Raw genomic sequence first — 24,350 nt, 5'->3', positions numbered from 1 at the left:
TACGGATTATATCCTTCAAATCATAAACTTCGTATATTGTAAGTTTACCTTTTACACTACTCTTCAAGAAAATCAGTCTTAAAAAAAGGATTCACTCTAATTTCTCTCAAGAAATACTTTATTGGTGTGCGTTTATTTACATATGATTGTTTAGGTATTAATACTTCCCTTTCTAGAAGCTCGTGTAGTTCATTGGCAATTTCGAAGGTCGAGTAAGTATACTTTTCACTATTTTCCTCTTTAATTTTAATTAAAAATGAAATGATATATTCATGCATAATAGGGAAGTCTTTTTCGATTTGCTGGTGATTCTCTATAAATGCTTTAACAAACTCTTCCAAATCAGACTTTGCATTAATAAATGGAAAACTGCAAAGGCTATACCAATTTCCTAAATACACTGTAAATACAGCAATCGCATAGCGACGTGTTTCCTTATCTGGATCACTAAAATAGTTGTAATACGCTGCCTCTTCAAAGCTTTGACCTGTATCAAAATATCCGATTTCAATTCCTTTAAGTCCTCTTTTCACTTTTTCAATTATTTCATTCAACACCGCTAACCCCCTAAGATATTGATGGGTAATAGGTATGTCCCTAAGAAATATGGAAATTCGATAACAAGCTGCTAGTTTAATAACTTCAACAAAATTGCATGAATCCTTCTTGGATCAAAGCACCCCGGTAGATGAATATTCACTTAATGTTTTACTGGACCGTAAAAAGGATTTGTATCAATTGAAAAATATGGTATAAAATCAATTGTTTTCGCTTGATACATTTTATTACAGTATTCATAAACTATAATAAAATCTCCAACAAACATTGCAGGAGTGATTTGACCGCTTACTCTGACCATAAGATTTTTGTTAATTACTTCATAATCAATAATGCTGCCAAAACTTATATCCTCAAATAAATGCGAAGGTTCTATAGATTTAGTATCGACAATAGATACTTTGTCGCCCACAATAATTTCGGCTTTTTCTGAAGTTAATTTTGTTTTTACGTTTTTATAGATGATTGCTAAAGGATTATCAACAAGAATATCAATTAATCCGTTGGAATACCTATAGACATAAACTTCTTCAACTCGTACACCAGAACCGGATCCTTTCGTTAAAGTTATGATTAATTCTTTCTTTCCATCTTTGTCTATGTCTTCGTAAAATAGCTCTGGAGCATAGGTAGGATTTGTAACATTCATCCAAAAAGGTCGGAAGTATGTTTCTCCTTTAAAGTGAATACGGAAATCTTGAAATAATCCATTCTTTTTCTTAGCATATAAGATGATATTTTCTTCAGGTAACTCTGAAACGACTTTATATTCTTCTACTTTTGCCTCAGCATTATTAGGCATAACAAGAAGAAAAATTACCAATAGCCAGATAATGTTTCTTTTCATAGACAACACCTCATTTTAGTGTTCCCTAACGTGTAAACTTATGCCGCTAACTCACTACACAATAAATGAGTGCCAATATTAAAACCTATCTCCTTGTATTGTCCCGAAGGAGGTTGATTTATTATATCTGCTTTAGTAATCACTTTTTTGCCCTCCAAGATAAGTATGAATTATGCTAATTAATTTGACCTACAATTCTTGATGTCTTCCATCTCTCTTTTCCATCCAAATCGTTATACCTTCCTCCCGGCCTAATCTCCTCTCACCTTGCAAATTGCTTAGCTGGTCACGAAGCTCCTTCATTCTTGCCTCATATATTTCGTTTTTCCTTATTGGCTCTTAAGTTTTCCCATTCGATGAGTGCTTCTTTTACTTCCTCTGCATTCATCACCCATTCCTCCAATTAACTTAAAAGCTTGTCGCATCTCCTGTATGTCACAAACACTCCCTGTATTTCATACACTGTTCAAAAAAGTGTGGGGTGTTTTTCATGGCAAAGTGGATTAACGTATCGACGTCAAAGCATCAATTAAAACTGTTTGATGGAAATAAGCTTTTAAAAACTTATCCCATTGCGATTGGAAAAATGTTGACCCCCACACCTTCCGGGACTTATACAATTATCAATAAACAACCTCATCCCGGCGGACCTTTTGGAGTGCTTTGGATGGGTTTGTCCAAACCCCATTACGGAATCCACGGAACCAATAACCCAGCCTCCATCGGTAAGAATGTCTCACATGGGTGTATTAGAATGTTTAACCACGATGTTCTAGATTTATCATCTAGGGTTTCGATTGGCACTCCTGTTGTTATTCAAAAATGATTCTGTAACTCCCACTCGTTTTACTTTACTAATATTCGAAAATCTTATTCTATAACACTATTCATTCACCCTTTCCATTCTAATTCCTGCCCGCTCACCCAACCAAATCCGCAAACCGCCCATACTCCTTCATAAATGCAAGCTCCATCAAGCAGATTTTAGCAGGCCGACCAATCTGGAATCTCCATTTGCTCACTGCTCTCACTCTTCATATATGTAAGTTTCAAGAAAAGGACAGGGTGGAAATAAAAAAAACGCCGGACAACATATTAAAGGGTTGTTATCCAGCGTTCATGAAACTCGTATTTATTTTTGGTGAAAAAAAATTAATTCCTACATATCATTCTTGTTTTCCCCGAACAGTCAGCAGCATCAGGAAGGAAATCACGACGATAGCAATCACCCACATCCATGCCATTTTCATATTACCAGAATCAATCGCTATATAAATCGCTGTAGGGATTGTCTGTGTTTTTCCCGGAATGTTACCGGCAAACATTAAAGTAGCACCGAATTCACCCAATGCCCGTGCAAAGCTTAGTATACTTCCCGAAATAAGGGCCCTTGAGGCCAGGGGGATAGAAATGAACAGGAAAATTCTCCATTCATTTGCTCCATCGATCCTGGCTGCTTCTTCAATATCAAGGCTGACTCCTTGAAATCCCGACTTTGCGGACTGATACATCAGTGGAAATGCAACAACGATTGAAGCAATAACAGCTGCCCACCAGGTAAAAATAATGGGCTGCTTAAAAATCCATTCGATCGCCTGTCCAATCATACTATTCCTTCCGAAGACGACAATAAGAAAAAATCCAACAACTGTCGGAGGGAGCACCATTGGGAGCATAAGAATCGTCTCGAAAATGGCTTTCCCCTTAAAAGGCTTTCTAGCTAAAAATCGTCCTGCCAATGTTCCAATTATAATAACGGCAACACTAGATAGAGTAGCTATTTTTAAAGATAGCCAGATTGGACTCAAAAATTGCTGCATGAAATCTTTATTTAGTAGTAAATCCATATTCCTCAAAGACCTTTAATGCAGCATCGCTTAGTAAATAATCGTAAAACTCTTTTGCTGCCTCGTAATGCTTAGAGTCCTTAATGATCCCGACAGGATAAATAATCGGAGTGTGTGTGTCCGGTTTTGCAGTTGCGACAATTTCTACTTGATCAGAAGTCAATGCATCTGTTTTGTATACAATTCCGGCGCCTACATTACCAGTTTCCACATAGGATAATACTTGACGGACATCTTTTGCATAAACGACTTTGGGCTCTACATCTTTCCATATGCCCATCTTTTCAAAAGACTCTTTTGCGTATTTTCCCGCAGGCACTGTTTCAGGGGTTCCGATTGAAATTTTATCAAAGCCCGCTGTTGCAAGTTCTTCAAAACCTTTAATAGATTGATCCCCTTTTGGGACAACTAATACGAGTGAATTTCCAAGAAGGTCCACTCCATCTTCTTTAGCGATTAATCCTTCTTCAACTAATAAATCAAATTTATCTTCCGCTGCGGAGAAAAATAGATCAACCGGCGCTCCTTGTGAGATTTGCTGCTGTAAAGAACCAGAGGCTCCAAAGTTGAAATCCAAAGTGACATTGGGATGATCTTCTTGATATGTATGTTGAATCACATCCATTGCATCTTTTAAACTAGCAGCTGCTGAAATGGTTAATTCAACTTTTTCCTGGCTTTCAGCTGCCGGTTTTGTTTCCTCCTTGCCTGAACCTTGGTCTGTGCCCTTGTTATTCGAACAAGCCACTACCATCATAAGTGATAATAAGAGAATACTGACCAACTTAAACCATTTTTGCATGTTTTCACCTCAACTGTGTAAATATAATTATTTATAACTAGTTATATCTTAATATAACCAGTTATAAAAAGAAATGATTTTTATCACACCTTTTAGAAAATTCATTCATAGGAAATAGACATCGATTCATTTTTTCTATTCACCATCTAAAGAAATCCGATTTTCTGTTTTGCAATCAAAAAAGTGCACTTTATTCATATCCATTGCTAGAGGGAGGATTTGTTCTTGCTTGATATCCGATCGGGCATCGAGTCGAGCAATAAATGGTTGACCCGCGATTTGTGAGTAAATAAGAGTTTCTGCTCCCAAGAGCTCCTTTACTTCTACTTTCGCATCGATAATAGAACCGGAAGAAGTTGCAATGAATGCAAATTCATCACGAAAATCTTCAGGACGGATCCCCAATGTGATTTCTTTGTTTGCATACCCCTGTTCGTGAAGACTTTGATTCGTTCTTTCCGGGAGTACGATAGAAACATCCCCAATATGCATTTTGCCCTTTGACAGGATACCGGTAAAAAAGTTCATGGCAGGTGAGCCGATAAAGCTTCCAACAAACACATTTTCAGGTTTTTCGTATATTTCTTCAGGAGCCCCCACTTGCTGAATCACACCATTATTCATCACAACAAGGCGCGTTGCCATAGTCATGGCTTCTGTTTGATCATGGGTAACGTATATAGTGGTTGTCTGTAAACGTTGATGCAGTTTAATAATTTCCGTACGCATTTGCGCACGAAGCTTTGCATCTAAGTTTGATAATGGCTCATCCATTAGAAATATTTTTGCATCGCGAACGATGGCACGCCCTAATGCTACCCGTTGACGCTGCCCGCCTGAAAGAGCCTTTGGTTTACGATTCATATATTCCTCAAGGCCCAGAACTTGAGTAGCCTCTTTGACACGGCGATCAATTTCATCCTTTGGGAATTTACGACTTTTTAATCCAAATGCCATGTTATGATATACGTTCATATGTGGGTAAAGGGCATAGTTTTGGAAAACAAACGCAATATCACGGTCTTTTGGCGCAACATCGTTCATACGTTTTCCCTCTATGATAATATCGCCTTGTGAGAGATCTTCTAGACCAGCTACAAGGCGTAATATCGTAGATTTTCCGCAACCTGAAGGCCCTACTAAAACAATAAATTCCCTATCTTTAATATCAAGGTTGAAATCTTTTACTGCTAATACATTTTTATTGTAGTTTTTATATATGTGTTGTAGTTTTAAATCAGCCATAACTCTCAATCCTTTATCTTGTTATTTAGATTAATGTCATCATGCACACATTACAAGGTAATATCATTTATAGTTATTTATAACCTATTATAATATAACGTGATTAAGAGTTTATCTTTTAAAAACAAATTCCCCATATTAAATAATGAAGTTATAATAAATGAGGAGTGATCGCATGAATAATAACTCATCATATACAATTGAAGAGGTTTCACAATTACTGAAGATATCGAAATTGACCGTTTATGATTTAATCAAAAAAGAGGAGCTTGTGGCTTTTAGAGTTGGCAGACAAATGAGGGTAGACCAACAGGATCTTGAAAGATATAAATCGAAAAATAGAACAGGTATTGTTCAGGAAGATAACTATTTTTCAGCGGAGAATAAGGTGTCTCAAAATAATAATAAACAAGTAGTAATTAGTGGCCAGGACGTCGTTTTAGATATGTTAAGTAAATATATTGAAAAACATACATCCCTTACTCCTTTAAGATCATATAATGGTAGCTTAAACAGTCTTGTATCCATGTATAATGGGGAATGCGACATTGTTAGTGTCCATTTGTATGATGGCGATACAGGTGAATATAATCTCCCCTATGTCAAGCGTCTATTGGTGAGTCAGCCATTTATACTCATTAATTTAGTTTGTAGAAATGCAGGGATTTATGTAAAACAAGGAAATCCTCTGAACATAAAAGGCTGGAGTGATTTAGCTCAGTCGCAGATTACGATTGTGAATCGTGAAAAAGGGTCAGGAGCAAGGGTTTTACTAGACGAGCAACTGAGAATACATGGTATCTCTGCAGATTCACTAAGGGGTTATGAAAATGACTTGACTAGTCATTTTTCCGTAGCTTCAGCCGTGGCTAGTGGGCAAGCTGATGCAGGTGTAGGAATTGAAAACGTCGCAAAAATGGTTAATGTGGACTTCATTCCATTAATCAAGGAGCAATATGATCTAGTCATTTTAAAAACAAAAGAAAACTTGCAATTGCTTAAAGTAATTAAAGAGGCCGTTAGCTCTAAAGAATATCGCTCTCAATTAGAACAATTAAATGGATACGATCTCAGTGTTACAGGGAAGATTATATTTGAATCCTAAGTGGGAAAAGTGATAAAAACCCTTTTTAATATATAACCTAGTAAATGGAAAGTATTGATATTCTGTAAATAAGAAAGTAAAAAAACTACCCCCTTGATTTTTTTCAAGAGGGTAGTTTTTTTCGCTTTATAAATGTTATTTAATGTAATAATTGTTTTTTCATTTTCTTTTGAACTTTAGATTCGATTTTGTCTAAATGTTTTTCCTTAAGATAATTTATAGGTTGAGGATGAAACCACGTAATCTCTCCATTATGATAAAGACCTTTAAAATCATTTCCTTTATAATTTAATATAAACTGATATCTTTCAGCGAATTGGTTTTTAAATAATGTTTTTTCTATATTAAAATTAGTCATCATAGTAAACAACCTCCAACATTTTTATTTAATATCTTTTTATAAGTCAGTAACTTGTTCCTTGTTTATAATGATAGACTCCTTAAATGAGACAAACATAATAAGATCATTAAAATTTGATGAGATGCCCTACTATATGAAACTGCCCTACTTATTGTAGAAACTTACCCTGCAGCTTTTTGCAATCGCTTTTTTCGATTGAACTAATCAAAAGAAGTATCTTTAACGATTTTCAAATGAAATATAAGATAAGTAATAAAGAATCAACTAGACAATACTGTAAATAGCCGAAAGGAGAAATGATAGATGAAAATTGCAGTAATTTATGGAGGGACCCGTCCTAATGGCAATACGGAGATGCTGACAGACTACGTAATTCAGGATATAATTGCCGAAAAGATTTACTTAAAAGAATATAATATCGAGCCAATTATAGATATGCGGCATTCAAAAGATGGATTTCAGGAAAGAAATGATGATTATAATTCCATCATTGAACAGATTCTTCTAAATGACATATTTATATTCTCTACCCCGATTTACTGGTATAGCATGTCAGGAACAATGAAAAACTTTATCGATCGATGGTCACAAACCTTAAGGGATCCTAAATATCCTGATTTCAAGAATAAAATGGCTTCAAAAAAAGCATTTGTTATTGCTGTTGGAGGAGACGCCCCTCGTATAAAGGGACTGCCAATGATTCAGCAATTTAATTACATTTTTGATTTTATGGGAATCGAGTTTGCCGGTTATATTATTGGAAGTGGAAACAAACCTGAAGAAGTAATTCAAGACAAAGAGGCAATTTTCGCAGCTACTCAACTTCGAAAAAAATTAACTGAAAACGAATAGAATTAAAAAACAAAATAGGTTTGCATGAAATTCGAATGCAGACCTATTCTTTTTTGGTCAAACCTTTAAATAGTAAAAACTATTCTATGATTTCCATTTTACAGGTCATCCAATTAACCGAACACTTTTCCTTGTATATTACAAAATATCAGCTAAATATGACTGTATGGATGTTGGTAAGAGTTGAAAGAATAACCCTTCATATTTAATATCAAGTAGACCAGCAATGAAAAAAATAATGATGATTAATAACAATATAGTTTTCTTATTTTTATTCACTTTCCACTTCAAAGTGTTCCCTCCAATGTTGTTCAAACCTGGCCTCTTTATTTAAACACGAGAAAGCTGCCTGTTTTGGCTGCTAGATCTTAAAGTCCTCAGATTTTCTTTTTTTATTTCTTTACTTTTGAAATTTCCATCCCGTCGCCGATAGGTTAGTTTTTAACATCTTACATATTTGCGTTTGAAACCAAGCTTCCCTCGATCAATTTCTTTTTGAATACTTTCGTAAGCGTTTAGGAAACTGCTTTTTTTCTTGTCCCGTTTGACTTCTACTATTCCTACTTCCTTCGCGGTACCGACTGCCTGTTCATTTAGCAGCAAATAGGATATCCCTACGGTATATAAAAAATTATTCATAGCGGATTTCGTTCGTTCTGGCGAGTCATGAATCGTATTTTTCACCATATCAAGCATGGCAGAAATTTTGCTTTCGGAAAATTCATTGTCTTTGCGATTCCCTAAAAGCCAGCAGTAGCAACTCCAGCCCGCTGACATTCTCAACTCGTCACCGCTTGCAATCCATTTATCAGCAACTTCTTGTGCAATATCTGCTTCCGCTAAAGTTACTGCTACCACATAATCGGATAACATATAAAAATAGGCAGAATCCATCCAACGATCAAAATCCGACTCAGTCATTGCTTTTGGATCTGCAATAATACCTGCAAAGTACATGGCGTCGTAGTTCCCTGTGGCATAAAGCTCTTCAGCTAAAGATTGATTTATTTTTATTTTCTTTGCGATTGGTTTCATAGCACCTGTAGCTACCCCAAAAAGCGGCTCGTGTGCACCATTGGATATGTACATTTTTTTAGTTCGTTCTTTACCGAGGGCTTCAAGCTCCTGCATAACTGTTCCAAAATCCATAGTTTTGCACTTCCTTCCTTAAAATTAATACCCATTAGTTTATATTCTTTATCAAGTCTTCCATCCTTCTCTCAATTTTACCACTAATCTTATTCAATTATTGTGACCTTTAATTAAATAAAAAAGGCGGATATCCTTAATAATGGATAGCGCCCGATGGTGTAAAATCAAGTTAATAAATTTCAGTTTCGATAAAAATGCATGAACTCAATCTTTTTCCCTTGACCTCTGTGTATCTCTTATATTCTTTTGAACCGTTATAGCAGCAAATAAACTAAGAACAAATGCCATACCATAAAATCCCTTTTCACTCAAAACAATACTTCCTGCATTGAATAAACCGATGGCCATTAATGAAATAGATACAATAAGTGCAAACCAACTAATTCCATAATAAATATTAGTAACTGGTATTCCCTCATCTTTATCCCTAACTGCTTTTTGTAAAGATATCGCCGAATAAAGACCGAATACTAAAACAGCAAAGTAATATCCCTTTTCATTCAGTTGCATATTTGCGTTATACAAACCTATGAGATAAGAGGTAACACCTATTAATAGCGCTGCCCAAGAAGCTCCCTTGAAGGCTGAAGTCGGTTCTCCCTCTTTCCTTTCTTCTTTCACTTTTGTATTATTTTGTTTTCCTTTATCTAATAAATCTTCATTATCATTAGACATTCAATGTTTCGCCCCCATCTCGAAATCTAATAAAAGCACCAGATGCACTGTAGTGCTCCTGCCTACATCTATTATATAGAAACTCCTTACAAATAATATATAATTTTATTTTTATTTCCATTTAGGTTTTGAGGCCTCAACTTGATTTCGCTAATTTCAGCCTGCCGATTCGATTGATACTTCGGATCTCCGACAATTAATTCATTTTGTAAGAAACTATACGAGTTTTTGGGGGAGTAACCTTAAATAAACAACATGGAGAAAAATTTTTGGAATACAAAATTGAGGATACAAGAAAGGGATATTGTTGGTGAAAAAGGACCATTGGCCGTGTTTGAAATAGCCAATTTATTTGCGGGTATTCAAAGAACTGCCTTAGGAGCAGCCACTCTAGTAGTTAGTTCGAATGACTGGCAGCCCAGGCTTCCTCGAATTCTCCTTCGAGAACTCGTTCTCAAAGTACAAATTTAATTTAAATACAAGGCAATCACATTCCCATTGACTAAGGTACCTTTCCTTAGTTCGTCACGTCTTTCCTAGTCTGATCCATTTCCCTATGAACCTCTAAGAGTGTTTTTAGCAGATATTTAAACTTTTTATCATCTTCATACGGTGTGTTATCGAGTTCTACTTTTATTCCTTTACTTTTTTGAATTAGCTTATCTATCTTTTGCTGAATGGGACAACTACTTTTTATCATATTTAGTCTCCTAAAATATTGGTTCCAATAAAATGTATCACACATTAAGATTTCAAGGAGAACATTAATGTTTCATTATTATTAAAAGTTAATGGCATTCATAACCAAATTAACCATTTTGTTAAATGAAGAGAAATAGTATTGAATTCCCCATTTTAAAATCGTATGATCATCATTGCTGAATGGTAAAGTATAATATTCACTGGTTAATAGAAGTAGATTTTGATGAAAGTAAATTAATAGCTTGAAGTTGATTTATCGTACTGTTCTGGGGGTGGATACTTTGTCGACTGTATTATTTGGAACTGTCGAATACTATGAAAGAGAAATAATAGACCATCTTGGTAACTATAAAGGGAGAGGCTCGCATAGGGAAGATGTGACCTCGAGAATCATTTCAATGTTAGAAAATGAAATTTTTAATGCTTATTTACTCGATGAAAACGCGAGGATACAATGTTTTCAAAATCTTATAAAGGCATTTTGTATGATTTCTGAAAAGACATTTTAGCCTCTAGGAAGAAACGACAGAATAGATGACTACGAACTGTAGTGAGGAATGAAAATATCCCCTTATTAAAAATCATTGTATACATTAATTAACTATATATACCATTAAGTAAGGACCACAATACTAGTGGTCCTAATTTAATGGTAAGAGTATGGATTTTTTAATTTCTGGTATCTGTCTAGCTATTTAATTTACTATCGTTACATTTACTTGCTGTCTACCCCATTGAAGAGCTGCTTCTGTTGTTGGAATAAACAGATCAATTTTGTTCCCTTTAATGGCACTGCCAATATCCTCAGCTGTTGCATAACCATAACCCTCAACAAAAACCTTTGATCCTAACGGGATGACCTCGGGATCAACCGCGATCACTTTTTGATCCGGATTTGCTCTTAAATCAACTCCTGTTTTAGTTATACCAGAGCAGCCTTCACAGTAAGCAGTATAAGCGGTTGCCGTTACAGAGAGGGATTTAGGCAAATTTCCTTGAGCAGCTGAATTTTGAGAAATAATGAGCTTTAATCCTGGTCTAATCAGATCAGAGTTTAAGTTATTCCATTCTTTTAGATCTTTTAAGGGAACGCGATTAGTTCTAGCAATATTCCAGAGTGTATCACCGGATTCAACTATGTAATATTTTTCTGGAGAAACTTCAAGTTTATCATTTGGATGGATAACATCTGTAGATAGCCCATTCCATTTTTTTATTTCTTGGACTGATACATTATGTTTATTGGCAATTGCCCAAAGTGTATCCCCTTTGTTTACAACTACTTCCTGCGCTTGGGCGGCAGCTCCGATGGAACACCAGATGGTTATTGCTGCAATCGATGAATATAAGTATTTTAACATTTAATAACCTCCTATGTATTATCTAACTTTTGAAGTCCATCTTATCACAGAGTACTCCAAGAAAAAGAACAAGCACTTTATATTTATGTTACGTCCGTTTCAATGAGCTAACAATCATATGACTCAGAATAACAAAGTTAAGCAAAATCCAAATTAAAAAGCCCAACCTCTCTACAAAAAATAGAGAAAATGGACTTTTCGGTTACTTCATTAAAACACTCGATTGTTGAATAATATTTTTATATATTAGGGATTTCCTGTCCTTCTATTCTAAATTAATTATTTTGCTCAAGGAATTGATAAACCGCCATCATTTCCTGTTTATTCAACTCACGAATACGATTGAAAATTGGAATATCTGCAACAGCCTCCGTAAGTGAGCTTTCAACCACAACATCCCTTACTTTTCCAGTTAGCCATGTTTGCACGTCTATACCATCGACGATTTCTTTCCGCCCTTCATCATTAATGCCACTTACATAACAACTTACACATGGTACAGATAATTGATACACACCATCATGGAGATTATCTTCTGAAATGACTTTCTTCCCTTTACAGAATGTACATGGATGACTTTTTTTAATCTTATTAATTTCGGTGACAATTTTTTTGTAACCAAATGCTTCATAAACATACGTTAGTTTTTTGTATTTTCCATTAGTGAAATACTTATCTATGATGGTATCTCTAGTCTCAGTGATATTGGCAAAATCGCAGATGGTGATTCGATTATTCATGCTGATGGATTCAATATTGCCGCTAATGCTGCCCCAGAATGGCAGGACATTTTGCAAAACCATCTCATAACCAACAAAGCTAGCTAGTTCCAGTTCAAGCATTTTCAGCGAGACTTGTGTTTCCCTAGGCAACAGGGAGACATCTTCCGTCAAGGTCATATCGCCGCCGACAATAGATTTCAATATTATCAGTTCTGGTAACTCCCCTACTGTTTTCAATACTTGATTAAGTGGCTGCCCGATAATCTCTCGAATATCTGTGTTGCCAAATGTTAGTTTTTTATGATGGTTTAGCACGGTTCCTTCACAAATCGGACAGGTAACCATCTCTTTTGATGCTTTCATATGCTCTTTAATAATCGATTTCGAAATAGACATATACATCCTAAGTATGTTATTAAAGCCTTGCCATGTCCTCCTCGTCTTGCCTTCTTTATCATAAAATGACTTTTCCCAATACCCGTATAAAAAAGTATGCTTCTCAGCTTCTGTCATCTCATTATAGCTTTTACTCATATCGTGACCGAGCTCATTCTTAATCTCTTCAAAAAGGAATTGCAGTTTTGGATATTGATAATGTTTTAATACCTCCATCACGTCTGGATGCAATAGTCCATCCCAGAATGGAACGGATTTGTCTTGAATGACAACATCAATATCAAATTTTTCAATCACCCGGCGACCGGAACAGTATGGACAATGATTTTCTTGATTATAAAAATCGAAGCTTCTTGTATCTTTATTGGTTGGATGTGCAGCCACAATATGGTTGATCAAGCCGCCAATTTCATAAAGAAAACTATATTGGCTATACAAATGCCTTTCAAGATCAATCGCGATAACAGGTGCAATTGTATCAGATTGATATTCACCATAAATCAGACGGGCCATAGATGATAAGCTTTTTAAGATACCGCCCTTATAGACATTTTCTGCATGTTTAAAATAGGCGATGTGATTTTCTTTTAAATAGGTAATGCCATTTTGCTGCTTTAATGTGGAAGAAATAGGCAATGGCGCAGCGGTATCTTCCTTATTCTTTAGATGAAAATAATCATCATGACTGACAACATCAAGTTGCTCCACAGGTGCAAGCTTTCTTTTACCAAAATCAACGATAAAATCAGAACTCTCCAGCATATAGGCATTATGTTCAATCATGATGATCGAGACGGATTCATCTTGCAGAATGACCCTGATACTATCAATAAATTGGTTTAAAATATTTTGTGATAAACCTTTTGAAGGCTCGTCAAAAATAAACAGCGTATGTGGGTTTCTTGAGTTCGAAAACAGCTCAGAAACTAAATGAACACATTGAAATTCACCCGTTGATAAGGTTTGTGTTTTTCTTTCCAAAGTCAAATAACCTAGTCCGAGTTTGATTAATAAGCTTAGGCGCTTATGTGCGATGTCTTCATTTGGGAGTTCTTCAATAATATCTTCAATCGAGCGCTGAAAAATATCATCAATCTCTTCACTATATTTTGTGAGATTCCTTTTTATATCAAGAAACGTCGCAACGGTTGACCGACTGGTAATCGATTGGTTTCGATCTTGACCTACCATAACGAGTTTATCTTTTGGATATCGCTTCAGAAAATCTTTAGCTAAACATTCATTGACAAGTGTAGATTTTCCGCATCCAGACTCACCTGTAACGGTTACAAGTCTATTTTTGGGAATCTGAAATTCAGCCATTTGAATATTACGGCAATAGAGATCATGAAATTGATAGTATTCTGTTGGCATTGCCTCATTTCGTTCCCAATGAATTGGTTGTGGGCGCGGTGATTCTTCCACAATTTTTCCACCATATTTCCCACTTCCAGGTCCAAAGAACAATTGGTTATCAGTAATATCGAGCACTGTGTCAGAATGATCAATGAGCCAAATTTGATTCTTATAACCTAATTGTTTAATCTGTTCTAAAATGTTTAATAGAGTTTGGTGATCAAGACCTACGGAGATTTCATCAATAATAATCACGGTATTTTCACTTGCTGCCATGAATTCTGCCAAGTAAAGTCGCGTTAATTCTCCACCTGACAATGTACCCATAATGCGATTTAATGTTAAGTAACCAATATTCATATTGATTATATTTTTGAGAACAAGTTGTTTCGCTTCACTAATATGTAATTCTTCTGCAAGGGAAAGAATCGTTTCAATGCTTAAATTGTTAATATCAGAAATACTATGTGGCTGATCCAATAATTCAATTCTTTTTTGCTCGACTTCCGGACTATAACGCCTGCCTTCACATTTTTTACATTCAACATTTTTCGACGTACCGCGTCCTTTACAACCTGGACACCAGCCTAATGCATTATTAAATGAAAAAACTTCTGGGGAAAGATGAAATTCTTCTGCAAGCCTCTCTCGAATCTCTGTAAAAACACCTGTATGTGTACCAATTGTTGAACGTGGATTGGAAGAAATGGATGATCTTCCGAGGAAAAGTACTAAAGGCATCTCTTCCATCTTGATGGCACTGAAATTGGTCTCCATAATATTTGGAAATAAATACTGATATTCAGCCTTTGGCAATAAAGAAACGAGACGCTTCTTGGACTCTTCACCAATGGTTTGACAAAAGGTTGTTTTACCAGATCCGGATAAACCAGCAATTCCTAACGATTGATCTTCTGGCAAGACGGCATCTAAACGGTTAATATTGTTGGCAATTAATTGATTTATTTTCATCCGATATCCTCTCCATTCTCTAAATTTAGTATAGCCATGTTAGCACAACTTCAAAGGAATTTTCATGCCTTTTGTATCAATATTTGTACTAAAAAAGCAAACTAACAATATATAATTGAGCTGACAGATGAATTAGTCTTGAAAGGGAACTTATTTTAAATTAGGAGCAGATGATGGATATCCAACAGCAGGCATTATTGCAAAAAACAATTGATTATATAGAGGATCATATAAAAGAAGAGATTAATCCTGAAGAATTAGCCAAGATGGCCGGGTATTCACCTTATCATTTTTATCGATTTTTTCGCAATGCTATTGGTTATACCGTAATGGATTATGTTTTAAAGAGAAAGCTGCAATATGCTTTATATGAATTGGTGAATGGCAAAAAAATTATTCAAATTGCTTTTGAATATGGTTTTGAAACACATGCAGGATTTACTAAGGCGTTTAAACGATGCTTCGGAAGTCCTCCTAGCTTATATAGGCGCTATTGCCCCATTTCACTTCCGCCTAAATTAAATTTATTCGATTTGAGCAAGAAGAATTTAAGGGGGATTGTTTTGCAGCCAATGATTGTGGGCAGGCAAGCATTTCAAGTGGCTGGCCAAACATTTGAATGTCATATGAAAAACGTTGCTTATACAAGAGATGCTCCTGCTTTTTGGGATCAGGAAGGATTAAATGACGGGTCTGTTGAGAGAGCACTCTATGAATTACTATCTCCAAAAAAGCATGGAGAGTATTGTATAAATTTAAGCATGGACACTCATCTTGACCAGTTTACTTATTTATTTGCAGTCAATTTAGATCAAGAAATACACCTTCCCGACGGTTTCATGAAGTTTGAAATACCAGCCTCCACCTATGCGATTTTTAAGACTCCGCCTGTTGGTACCGAACATTTTGTTCCTGCTATTAAAGGGACATGGCGATATATTTTAGAAGATTGGCTGCCGCATTCTTCTTATGAAGTAGATGAAAAAGGCTATGACTTTGAATATTATGATGAACATTGTCATTATTGGGATCACGAGAAAATTTATATGGAAATCCATTTGCCAATTAAAGAGAAAACTAGAGGATAAACAAACTCATCCTCTAGCTTTTTTCAAAATAATTTTATACAAAAACAAAACCGGTGTTAATAGAAGAGCACTGCAAACGATTGCCGTTCTTATTGAAAAACCCGAAGCAATCAATCCAATCACTGGACCGCCGCTAATTTGGCCAATAGCATCAACCTGTCCTTTAACCGAAAAGAATGTAGCTCTTGTAGAAGAGGCAGGGATCAGTTTATTAAGCCAAACGTCCTCTAAAGGATACATCGCCTCTCTTGTCACTTGAATGAGTATATAAAAGACAAGCAAACTGATGATATAGGGAGAAAATGCAAATCCGATCAATGAAGTAACAATAAGGAAGCTACCAATAAATAGCGACATATAAATAGATTTTAGCTGCTTATAAATAGAACCTCTATCAATATAGTAGAGAACTGTAAATGATAAAAGCACGATAATAAATTGAATCCCACCGAGTAAAAGGACTAAGCTCTGATCAGTTAGTACGCTTAAATTAGCCGCTTCAAAAACATGAGAAATCCATAATCGGTCCAAGCCCTCGCTATAAAAGCCGATAAATAAAGCAATGAGAAAGAGTAATCTCATTACATAGCTGGCTTTTGAATATTGAATGATTTTGCCCATATTGCTTTTTATGTTTTGCCATGAAGACATGCGATTTGCTATATCCAATGGTTTGAATTTTTCTTCCTTCATAAAAATGATTAAATAAATACTCAATCCAACCATACATAGACCGCCAATAATAATAGGAAGATTAATCATAAAATAGCCAGTACCAATGCTTAAAGGAATCGCAAGTATTTTTCCGAGATTTCCGACCTTAGCACCAGTTATGAATGCAGATGAAGCACGATCTTCCCCAATTTCATCCGCAATCCAAGCCTGCTGTGAACCACTTGTAAAGGTGTAACCAATTCCCCATATGACTTGAGAAATCACCACAGCCGTGAAAACTGGAAATAACCCCTCTACTAGAAAACCAATCCCCATTAAACAGTACCCAATAACAATAGAAAGCTTTCGACTTTTTAAATCGGAAATGACCCCGGTCGGAATTTCAAAAAGGAAAACAGTCAGCTCCAATACAGTCCCTACGAGAACGAGCTCGAGTGGATTAAGCTTGACGATTTGTACTTGATACAATAAGTTCATTGTAAAAATAATAGTAAAGAAGAATTGCGCTAAAAAACATGTGTTTACGTATACTAGATATGGATTTTTTGTATTGAATAACTTCATTTCGTATCCTCCTCTCACTCATTATAGAAAGGAGGGGGATTCATTTCTTTTCCAAATTTGCGAAGTTAGGGAAATACAAATTCCACTATAAATTTGTACATAATGGAAAATAACGAATTCGTCAGTTAGAAGTTGAAGCCGACAAAACGCGGATATTATAATCTAATACACTTTTTGGAAGGCGGAACCCTTATTTTTCTACATTAAGCAGAAAAGTCAGGGTTTATTAAATTCTAAGTGGACGCAAGGATTGATATTTTCCTCTAGCTTTTAAAATGTTCAATAGCTTGTGTTAGAATTTAAACTTTTTTGATTTATTTTCAATTAAATTTAGGTAATTTCTATAAAAAAACTATGATTTTGATTTTTTATAAATATAAATTTGATTTTTTTTCAAAAAACACTTGATTTTTTTTCAAAATGCATTTACTGTTTATTAAGAGAAGTCAGATTCTTCTTACTCCAACTTGAAAGGGATGCTAGAAATGACAGAACAAAATATTTACGGTAATACTCCTTGCTTCCTAGGAGCTAAAAATATTTCGAAGGACAAAAATACAGATGGTGTTGATGCAGTTATTTATGGAGTGCCTTGGGAAGGTGCGGTTACTTGGGGAGATTACACTGGATGTGAATTAGGACCTAAAGTCATGCGCCTGTGCTCCGGAAGATACAGCGGTTATTTACCTGAACTTGATCATATTGATATTTTTGAACATATCCAATTGGGTGACATGGGGGACATTGACGTAGTGCCAGCGGATGTTTATGAGACCATGCATCGCATTGAAAACTTTGCCAAAAATCTTTGGAACAGCGGGAAATTTATCATCGGCCTTGGCGGCGATCACGGTGTTACTTTTCCAATTATTAAAGCGCTAACAAACACCGGAAAAAAAGTTGGAATTATCCACCTGGATGCCCACTACGATAACCTGCCTTCATGGAAGGACGATGAATATGCCCGCTGCAGCCCATTCAAACGTCTTTATGAATGTGAAGGGGTTAGAAATGAAAGCATTATTCATACAGGAATCCATGGTCCAAGAAACGAACCGCAAGCTGGCCGTAATGCAAAAGCAGCAGGAGCTGTTACAATTACAATCAACGACATTAGAGAATCTAAAGATCTCAGAGCATTGGCTAAAGAAATCTATCAAAAAGCACACGCAGATGTTGATTGTGTATACCTAAGCATTTGCAGTGATGTCCTTGATTTTGCCTTTAATCCTGGCGGCCCAGTGGATGGCAATGGACTAACTTCCTATGAATTATTAACTCTTGTCTATGAAATTTGTAAACTAGGTGTAATCGGTATGGATTTCGTAGAAGTATATCCGCAGCAAGATTTAAGTTATCGATCAGCTCATTTTGCGTCATACATTGTCCTATATGCCTTAGCTGGTGAAATTATCAATAAACAAAGAAAACAGTTAAGCAGCCAGGAGAATCAAATTCATGAGCACGCAACAACTGTTTAATATCGAACAAGAATTAAATACCTTCTTTGAAAAAAAAATACCTTACTATAAGCAGCGATATTCTGGGGTCGGCGCTCCGGCAGCTTATATACCCGAGCTGAAGAACACAAATCCGGATTACTTGGCATGTGCGCTTATGTTTCCAGATGGACAGGTTATCTTAAAAGGGGATTATGCAGTCCCCTTTACCCTTCAGAGTATTGCAAAGGTATTTATATTCATGACTGCTTGTATGCATTTAGGTACATCGAGAGTTTTAGAGTGGGTAGATGTAGAACCGACTGGGGATCCCTTTAATTCTATTCTTCGGTTCGAGCTAAACGAAAATAAGAAACCATTTAATCCGATGATTAATGCTGGGGCAATCACAGTTGCATCTTTACTTCCCGGAACTGATTCAACTGAAAAAATTGAAAAAGTCAAACTCTTGCTTTCAGCCATTTTAGATAAAGATGTTAGTATCAATGAGAAAATTTTTATTTCCGAATGGGAAACCGCGTATAGAAACCGAGCTTTAGCCAATTTTTTAATGGAAAATCATCTTCTTGCTGCAGATGTCGAAGAGACACTGTTAACTTATACAAAGCTATGCTCTATTGAAATTACGGCCGAAGATTTGGCTAAAATCGGTCTTGTTCTTTCTATTGATGGTTTTGATCCGATACGAAGGATAGAAGTCATCCCTTCTTCCATTGCAAGATTTACAAAGATATTAATGTTCACCTGTGGAATGTATAATTATTCTGGGAAATTTGCGGCCTATGTGGGAATTCCGGGGAAAAGCGGTGTATCAGGTGGTATACTAGGAACAGTTCCTCCATCCTTTAGAAATCATCCCATATTGTCAGATGGATGCGGTATCGGTATTTTCAGCCCAGCCATTGATCCATGCGGGAATAGTGTGAAAGGAATTAAATTACTCGAGGATTTCTTGCATTCGTATTCTGTTCAAATTTTTTAAATCACGTTAGGTGGTGTCACTTATTTTGATTTGTGATGAAGATAGAAAATTACTTGAAAGCTATATTCCTATAGCGGAAACAATCGTCGCCACTTTTGGCAGCAACTGTGAAGTGGTGATTGCTGATATACGGGACATTCAGTCATCCCTCATCTATATTAAAGGGTCCGTAACTGGGAGAGAAAAGGGTGCCCCAACAACGGAAGTTATTTTAAAAGAGCTTCGGCATTACGGAGATCAAGTACAAGACATGCTTGGCCGTACCTCGCAAACACGGGATGGAAGGTTTTTGAAAACATCTACTTCTTTTATTCGAAATAAAGACGGCAAAGTTATTGGATTTTTAGGAATTAACTTTGACGTTACTGCTTTTACAATGGTGAATCAAATCATTAGTGAATTTTCTCTCGCACATGACTTGGATCCAATTGAACCAATGAAAGAATCTTATGCCAAGAATATTGAAGAGATATTTGAAAATCTCATTCAAAATACACTAACTGAAATGCAAGTTCCCATCGAGAAAATGACAAGAGATGACAAAATTCATTTTGTTAAACAACTGGATGAAAAAGGTGCCTTCCTTATTCACGGTTCAGTAGAACGCATTGCAGTCGTCCTCCGGGTTTCCAAGCAAACCATTTACAACTATTTAGATGAAACACGTACAGAAACAATAACTTGATGTTTCTGTGTCAAATAAATTTCGGAGTATTGGAATTGTAACCATGCCCTGCTTTTTCGAGGGTTTTAGAGAATTAGATCAAAGTCCCTTAAATTTTTGGGACTACTATAAAGCATAATAGACGGAATATTCAGTTAAAAATAGATATAATTGGAAGCGCATACTTTTATTTGGTCTTATGTGCTTTCCAAATACAAATTAGATGTATATTAGAGGGGGATTTTAGTGAAGGAGACTATGATAGCTGCATCGGATGAATCTTCGAACGCAAACATGAAAAGGGCGACAGCCGCTACCGCTATGGGGAATGTGGTCGAGTGGTATGAATACGGTATCTATAGTTATACAGCCGGAATCATCGGTGCTAATTTTTTCCCGGAAAGCAGCACAACAGCAGCTCTTCTAAGTGCTTTTGCGGTGTTTGCAATTTCGTTTTTCATGAGACCGCTGGGAGGCTTATTATTTGGCTCGATGGGTGATCGACTTGGACGAAAAAAGATAATGACGTTGACAATTGTTTTGATGTCATTATCAACAGCCGTGATTGGAATTATTCCTAATTATGGGGCTATCGGTGTAATGGCCCCATTATTATTGATCCTTATGCGGATGTTGCAGGGATTGGCTGCGGGCGGAGAATATGGAACTGCGACTGTATTTATGAACGAGTATGCACCTCATCGCCGCCGTGGGCTATTCACAAGTTTTCTTGAATCAGGAGTTTTGCTTGGATATACGGTGGGGGCTGGATTTGTGGCATTGCTTACTGCACTGCTTACTCCTGATGACATGTCAATGTGGGGTTGGCGAATTCCCTTTCTTTGTTCTTTACCCCTGGCATTAACTGGGATGTATTTCAGGTTAAAGTTGGATGATACGCCGATTTTCACAAAACTGCAGGATACCAATGCTCTGTCGTCACGACCTATTCGAGAAATGTTCGTTACAGCGAGAAAACCGTTGGTAATTTCCTTCTGTTGTATCGCTCTGGCAAACGGGGGTTACTATACATTATTGACCTACGTGCCTTCCTATTTTGAAACGCAGGTTGGCTTGTCCACGGGCATGTCATTGATGGTGACCATCATTGGAATGGTTCTTATGATGTTTCTTATGCCGACCGTTGGGACATTGAGCGACCGCTTCGGGAGAAAACTGTTTATGTTTCTGTCAGCCATACTGACAATTATTACGGCCGTACCCATTTTTTTATTTGTAATTAGTGGATCACCAGCAGGGCCGATTGTTGGGTTCTTTGCCCTGGGTATACTGGTATCATTATTTACAGGGGCTAACCCTTCCGCGCTTCCACCGCTGTTTCCCAATCGGGTGCGAAATAGTGGCTATGCTTTTTCCTATAATGTGTCAACAGCCATTTTTGGCGGCGGAGCGCCTTTCATCATTACTTGGTTGACATCGATGACTGGAAGTAAGTTAATGCCAGCTTACTTCTTGATCGCTACATCACTGATTGCAATCGCTGCTCTCTTATTTATGCCCGAGACTGCAAAAATGCGTATTGAAGTTGGGGCAGATGACAAAAGCGAGCCGGGATCAAACTTGGTCAGCTAGAATGTAACTATTAACCGTTTGTTTAAGGGGACTAATACTTAATTCTGTTATGCCAGTAACTGAAAAAGTATTAGACCTCATAATAACACAATCTGCACATCACAAAATTATGATAAAAATAAAACCTTGTTTTTTCTCTTAACGTAGAAAAATCAAGGTTTTTACTCCTAATAAATTCCTTGCGTATAATATCTGCGTATGAAAAGGCTCCTTACTTTAAGATTTTTTTAAAGGAGGGGCTTTTTATGTTTCTTAGAAAAAATTTGATCATTAACATTTTAAATGTGGGAGGATGTTTGCATATAGTTTCCATAATCTTAGTAAAAAGGAAATCAGTGTGTTATTTTTTATGACCCTTATGGGGAATTACCCCAAATTCTCTGGACCTCTTGGTACGATACTTATATCAATCAAAGGAAGCCTTTTCCTATGCCGTAACAAAATTTGGGACAAGGAGTCAGTTCCACGTCCCTTTCATTCAGTATTTCTTCTCCCCTATTTCGAACTTATCGGAGAGTGACAAGACCGGTTCGCCTTTCTCAATAGGTAAAATAACATCTACTATGGTTCCTTTATTTATAGTGCTTTCTAAGCTTAAGCTACCCCCATGTTCTTCGACAATTTTGTGACTAATCATTAATCCTAATCCCGTTCCTTTTTCTTTCGTACTATAAAAAGGCTCACCGATACTTTTTATTCGATCTTCAGAAATGCCGCATCCTTGGTCAATAAACCTAAACCTTATATTGTCTGATTCGTATCGCATCGTTTGAATTTTGATTTCGCCTCCATATGTCATGGCTTCTACAGCATTTTGAAGAATATTGACAAAAACCTGTTTGATTTGATGCTCGTCACAATGAATAATTGGTAAGTCGGAATCAGACACTAGAACAACATTAATATTTTTTAGTTTGGCATGCGTATTAATTAATGTAACTACATATTGCAAAAGAGCATTAATATTAGTCGCTGCCAATTTACTTGCATGTGGTTTAGAAAGTGACAAGAATTCTTGTATTATTTTTTCTATACTATCAATCTCAGACAACATAATTTCAAGATAATTTGGTTTATCTAATTCCATTTTCATAAGCTGCAGAAAACCCTTTATCGAAGTAAGAGGGTTCCTAATTTCGTGTGCAACACCTGCAGCCAATTGCCCTACTAAGGAAAGCTTTTCCGTTTTTCGTAAAAATACATCTACCTTCTTTCGCTCAGATATATTACGCCCTACAACAACAATATGTTCTAAATTATCATTCTCCCCAATTACAGGGGTCCCCTGTGCTTCTACGTAAACCCACTCACCATCAGCATTTTCACACCGAAACTCGACCTGAAATGGTAATTTAGTTGAAATCGTTTGAGAAAACAGTTCATATAACCGCAGAGAATCGTCATGGTGAACCAAATCAAAGGCTAATACTCCTTCATACTTTTTTGGATCATATCCCAATACCTTTTCATGCGAAGGGGATGCATATATAACTCTTCCATTTAAATCCCAGAGTCCAACCAAATCCAACATATTCTCTGTAATAAGACGATAATTGGATTCACTCAACTTTAGAGCTTTTTCTATCCGATTCCTTTCGGTAATATCGACACATGAACCAATGATCTCAATCACCTGACCTTTTTTTCGAATAGGCCGTAACGAGGACAGGTAGTAAACTCCATTTATTACCCCTTCGTACGTGACATTATCTTCGCCTTCCCACGCTCTCCAATAATATTGAATAACCGTTTCTGCATCAAAATGTGAGAGGAAATCACATAATTCCTTTCCAATAATCTTTTCAGGGAAAAGATCCATTCGATAAAGTAATCTTCCGTCACACAAAGTATGAATAAATCTATCGCCATCCTTAATAAACTTAAAAATCATCCCTTGCTGCTGCCTAATTGTATCCACTAACTCTTGATTGGATAATTCATGCGGAAACTTTCTCTTTTTACGAGACCAAAAGAAGACAAGTATGAATACAATCACCATTGCAAGTACAAAACCTATAATAAGCTTCATTTTGTATCACCTCAAAATCTTCCACTTTGTATGTTATGAAATACTGTTAAAAAATCAATATGTGGTATTCTAAGCAATGACTGTATCGAATATAAAATTGCGTTCACACTGACTAGGACATCCTATCCGACGTTCTTTCTTAGTTCCTAAAATTAGAAACTGCGTCGAATAATCTTCTTGGCAGACATTAAACCCTTCGTTATCGTGCAAAAAATCCACCTATAAAAGGTGGATTTAATTTATGATTATCCATCTTCATTGGCGGCTCGGCCATCATAGCAAAAATGCCTTAGATCCGTAGCTTTGCGTCCCTGCCTTTCGACAGGTTTGCCATTATCGGAA

The 24,350-nt window shown here is 36.3% G+C and carries 23 protein-coding genes and 1 riboswitch; of the genes, 9 read left to right on the top strand and 14 right to left on the bottom strand.

Annotated elements, in window-relative coordinates:
* Positions 1-56: 56 nt before the first annotated feature.
* Both F7731_RS14970 and F7731_RS14965 read right to left on the bottom strand, forming a co-directional pair.
* Positions 57-554, bottom strand: coding sequence for a hypothetical protein (locus tag F7731_RS14970; RefSeq protein WP_151535586.1), 498 nt, complete (start codon positions 552-554; stop codon positions 57-59).
* Positions 555-700: 146 nt separating this feature from the next.
* Positions 701-1,405, bottom strand: a complete 705-nt coding sequence (locus tag F7731_RS14965) for a hypothetical protein (protein WP_151535585.1) — start codon at positions 1,403-1,405, stop codon at positions 701-703.
* 490 nt (positions 1,406-1,895) lie between these two features.
* Between F7731_RS14965 and F7731_RS14960 the strand changes: the two genes are divergently transcribed.
* Positions 1,896-2,231, top strand: a complete 336-nt coding sequence (locus tag F7731_RS14960) for a L,D-transpeptidase (RefSeq protein WP_151535584.1) — start codon at positions 1,896-1,898, stop codon at positions 2,229-2,231.
* Between the two features lie 340 nt (positions 2,232-2,571).
* Here the strand turns inward: F7731_RS14960 and modB are convergent, their stop codons facing one another.
* From modB to F7731_RS14945, 3 genes are all read right to left on the bottom strand, one after another.
* Entirely contained in the window at positions 2,572-3,252 is a 681-nt protein-coding gene (gene modB / locus F7731_RS14955) for a molybdate ABC transporter permease subunit (protein WP_151535583.1), read from the bottom strand.
* Positions 3,233-4,054 carry a molybdate ABC transporter substrate-binding protein gene (gene modA, locus F7731_RS14950; protein WP_151535582.1) on the bottom strand — a complete coding sequence of 274 codons (822 nt, stop codon included), beginning with the start codon at positions 4,052-4,054 and terminating at the stop codon, positions 3,233-3,235. The genes modB and modA overlap by 20 nt, the downstream gene beginning before the upstream one ends.
* Before the next feature lie 135 nt (positions 4,055-4,189).
* Positions 4,190-5,299 carry an ABC transporter ATP-binding protein gene (locus tag F7731_RS14945; protein ID WP_151535581.1) on the bottom strand — a complete coding sequence of 370 codons (1,110 nt, stop codon included), beginning with the start codon at positions 5,297-5,299 and terminating at the stop codon, positions 4,190-4,192.
* A gap of 175 nt (positions 5,300-5,474) precedes the next feature.
* Between F7731_RS14945 and F7731_RS14940 the strand changes: the two genes are divergently transcribed.
* The gene (locus tag F7731_RS14940) at positions 5,475-6,404 is read left to right on the top strand and encodes a substrate-binding domain-containing protein (protein ID WP_151535580.1); all 930 of its coding nucleotides are present in this window, start codon (positions 5,475-5,477) and stop codon (positions 6,402-6,404) included.
* 139 nt (positions 6,405-6,543) lie between these two features.
* Here F7731_RS14940 and F7731_RS14935 read toward each other — a convergent pair whose 3' ends face one another.
* A complete protein-coding gene (locus F7731_RS14935) occupies positions 6,544-6,765 on the bottom strand; it encodes a hypothetical protein (protein ID WP_151535579.1) in 222 nt (73 codons plus the stop codon).
* A 303-nt stretch (positions 6,766-7,068) separates the two neighbouring features.
* Between F7731_RS14935 and F7731_RS14930 the strand changes: the two genes are divergently transcribed.
* The gene (locus F7731_RS14930) at positions 7,069-7,617 is read left to right on the top strand and encodes a flavodoxin family protein (RefSeq protein WP_151535578.1); all 549 of its coding nucleotides are present in this window, start codon (positions 7,069-7,071) and stop codon (positions 7,615-7,617) included.
* 138 nt (positions 7,618-7,755) lie between these two features.
* Here the strand turns inward: F7731_RS14930 and F7731_RS26515 are convergent, their stop codons facing one another.
* From F7731_RS26515 to yiaA, 3 genes are all read right to left on the bottom strand, one after another.
* Entirely contained in the window at positions 7,756-7,908 is a 153-nt protein-coding gene (locus F7731_RS26515) for a hypothetical protein (RefSeq protein ID WP_170289710.1), read from the bottom strand.
* A gap of 150 nt (positions 7,909-8,058) precedes the next feature.
* A complete protein-coding gene (locus F7731_RS14925) occupies positions 8,059-8,766 on the bottom strand; it encodes a DNA alkylation repair protein (RefSeq protein ID WP_151535577.1) in 708 nt (235 codons plus the stop codon).
* 207 nt (positions 8,767-8,973) lie between these two features.
* Complete coding sequence (yiaA, locus tag F7731_RS14920; protein WP_151535576.1) at positions 8,974-9,444, bottom strand: inner membrane protein YiaA; 471 nt, start codon at positions 9,442-9,444, stop codon at positions 8,974-8,976.
* Between the two features lie 282 nt (positions 9,445-9,726).
* On the opposite strand from yiaA, the gene F7731_RS14915 reads away from it, so the two are divergent.
* A complete protein-coding gene (locus F7731_RS14915) occupies positions 9,727-9,915 on the top strand; it encodes a hypothetical protein (protein ID WP_151535575.1) in 189 nt (62 codons plus the stop codon).
* Between the two features lie 46 nt (positions 9,916-9,961).
* On the opposite strand, the gene F7731_RS14910 is transcribed toward F7731_RS14915, so the two are convergent.
* The 3 genes from F7731_RS14910 to F7731_RS14900 all read right to left on the bottom strand — a co-directional run bounded on the left by F7731_RS14910 (position 9,962) and on the right by F7731_RS14900 (position 14,953).
* A complete protein-coding gene (locus tag F7731_RS14910; RefSeq protein WP_151535574.1) occupies positions 9,962-10,144 on the bottom strand; it encodes a hypothetical protein in 183 nt (60 codons plus the stop codon).
* 697 nt (positions 10,145-10,841) lie between these two features.
* Positions 10,842-11,507: a 3D domain-containing protein gene (locus tag F7731_RS14905; RefSeq protein WP_151535573.1), complete on the bottom strand. Its 666-nt coding sequence runs from the start codon at positions 11,505-11,507 to the stop codon at positions 10,842-10,844.
* 275 nt (positions 11,508-11,782) lie between these two features.
* Positions 11,783-14,953, bottom strand: coding sequence for an ATP-binding cassette domain-containing protein (locus F7731_RS14900; protein WP_151535572.1), 3,171 nt, complete (start codon positions 14,951-14,953; stop codon positions 11,783-11,785).
* A gap of 173 nt (positions 14,954-15,126) precedes the next feature.
* Between F7731_RS14900 and F7731_RS14895 the strand changes: the two genes are divergently transcribed.
* Positions 15,127-16,041: an AraC family transcriptional regulator gene (locus F7731_RS14895; protein WP_151535571.1), complete on the top strand. Its 915-nt coding sequence runs from the start codon at positions 15,127-15,129 to the stop codon at positions 16,039-16,041.
* Between the two features lie 6 nt (positions 16,042-16,047).
* Here F7731_RS14895 and F7731_RS14890 read toward each other — a convergent pair whose 3' ends face one another.
* Positions 16,048-17,280, bottom strand: a complete 1,233-nt coding sequence (locus F7731_RS14890) for an MFS transporter (RefSeq protein WP_151535570.1) — start codon at positions 17,278-17,280, stop codon at positions 16,048-16,050.
* Between the two features lie 485 nt (positions 17,281-17,765).
* Here F7731_RS14890 and F7731_RS14885 point away from each other — a divergent pair, with 485 nt between their 5' ends.
* The 4 genes from F7731_RS14885 (at position 17,766) to F7731_RS14870 (ending at position 21,979) form a co-directional block, all read left to right on the top strand.
* The gene (locus tag F7731_RS14885) at positions 17,766-18,761 is read left to right on the top strand and encodes an agmatinase family protein (RefSeq protein ID WP_151535569.1); all 996 of its coding nucleotides are present in this window, start codon (positions 17,766-17,768) and stop codon (positions 18,759-18,761) included.
* A complete protein-coding gene (gene glsA, locus F7731_RS14880; RefSeq protein WP_151535568.1) occupies positions 18,739-19,722 on the top strand; it encodes a glutaminase A in 984 nt (327 codons plus the stop codon). Before F7731_RS14885 ends, glsA begins: the two co-directional genes overlap by 23 nt.
* Before the next feature lie 25 nt (positions 19,723-19,747).
* Complete coding sequence (locus F7731_RS14875) at positions 19,748-20,407, top strand: helix-turn-helix transcriptional regulator (RefSeq protein ID WP_151535567.1); 660 nt, start codon at positions 19,748-19,750, stop codon at positions 20,405-20,407.
* 225 nt (positions 20,408-20,632) lie between these two features.
* A complete protein-coding gene (locus F7731_RS14870; protein WP_151535566.1) occupies positions 20,633-21,979 on the top strand; it encodes an MFS transporter in 1,347 nt (448 codons plus the stop codon).
* Positions 21,980-22,457: 478 nt separating this feature from the next.
* On the opposite strand, the gene F7731_RS14860 is transcribed toward F7731_RS14870, so the two are convergent.
* Entirely contained in the window at positions 22,458-24,008 is a 1,551-nt protein-coding gene (locus tag F7731_RS14860; RefSeq protein ID WP_151535565.1) for a PAS domain-containing sensor histidine kinase, read from the bottom strand.
* Between the two features lie 257 nt (positions 24,009-24,265).
* A riboswitch (cyclic di-GMP riboswitch) is annotated at positions 24,266-24,350 on the bottom strand.

Source organism: Cytobacillus depressus, from assembly GCF_008923245.1.
Taxonomy (GTDB): Bacteria; Bacillota; Bacilli; order Bacillales; family Cytobacillaceae; genus Cytobacillus; species Cytobacillus depressus.
Note: the sequence above shows the minus strand (reverse complement) of the source record. Positions and strands in the feature narration are given on the sequence as shown.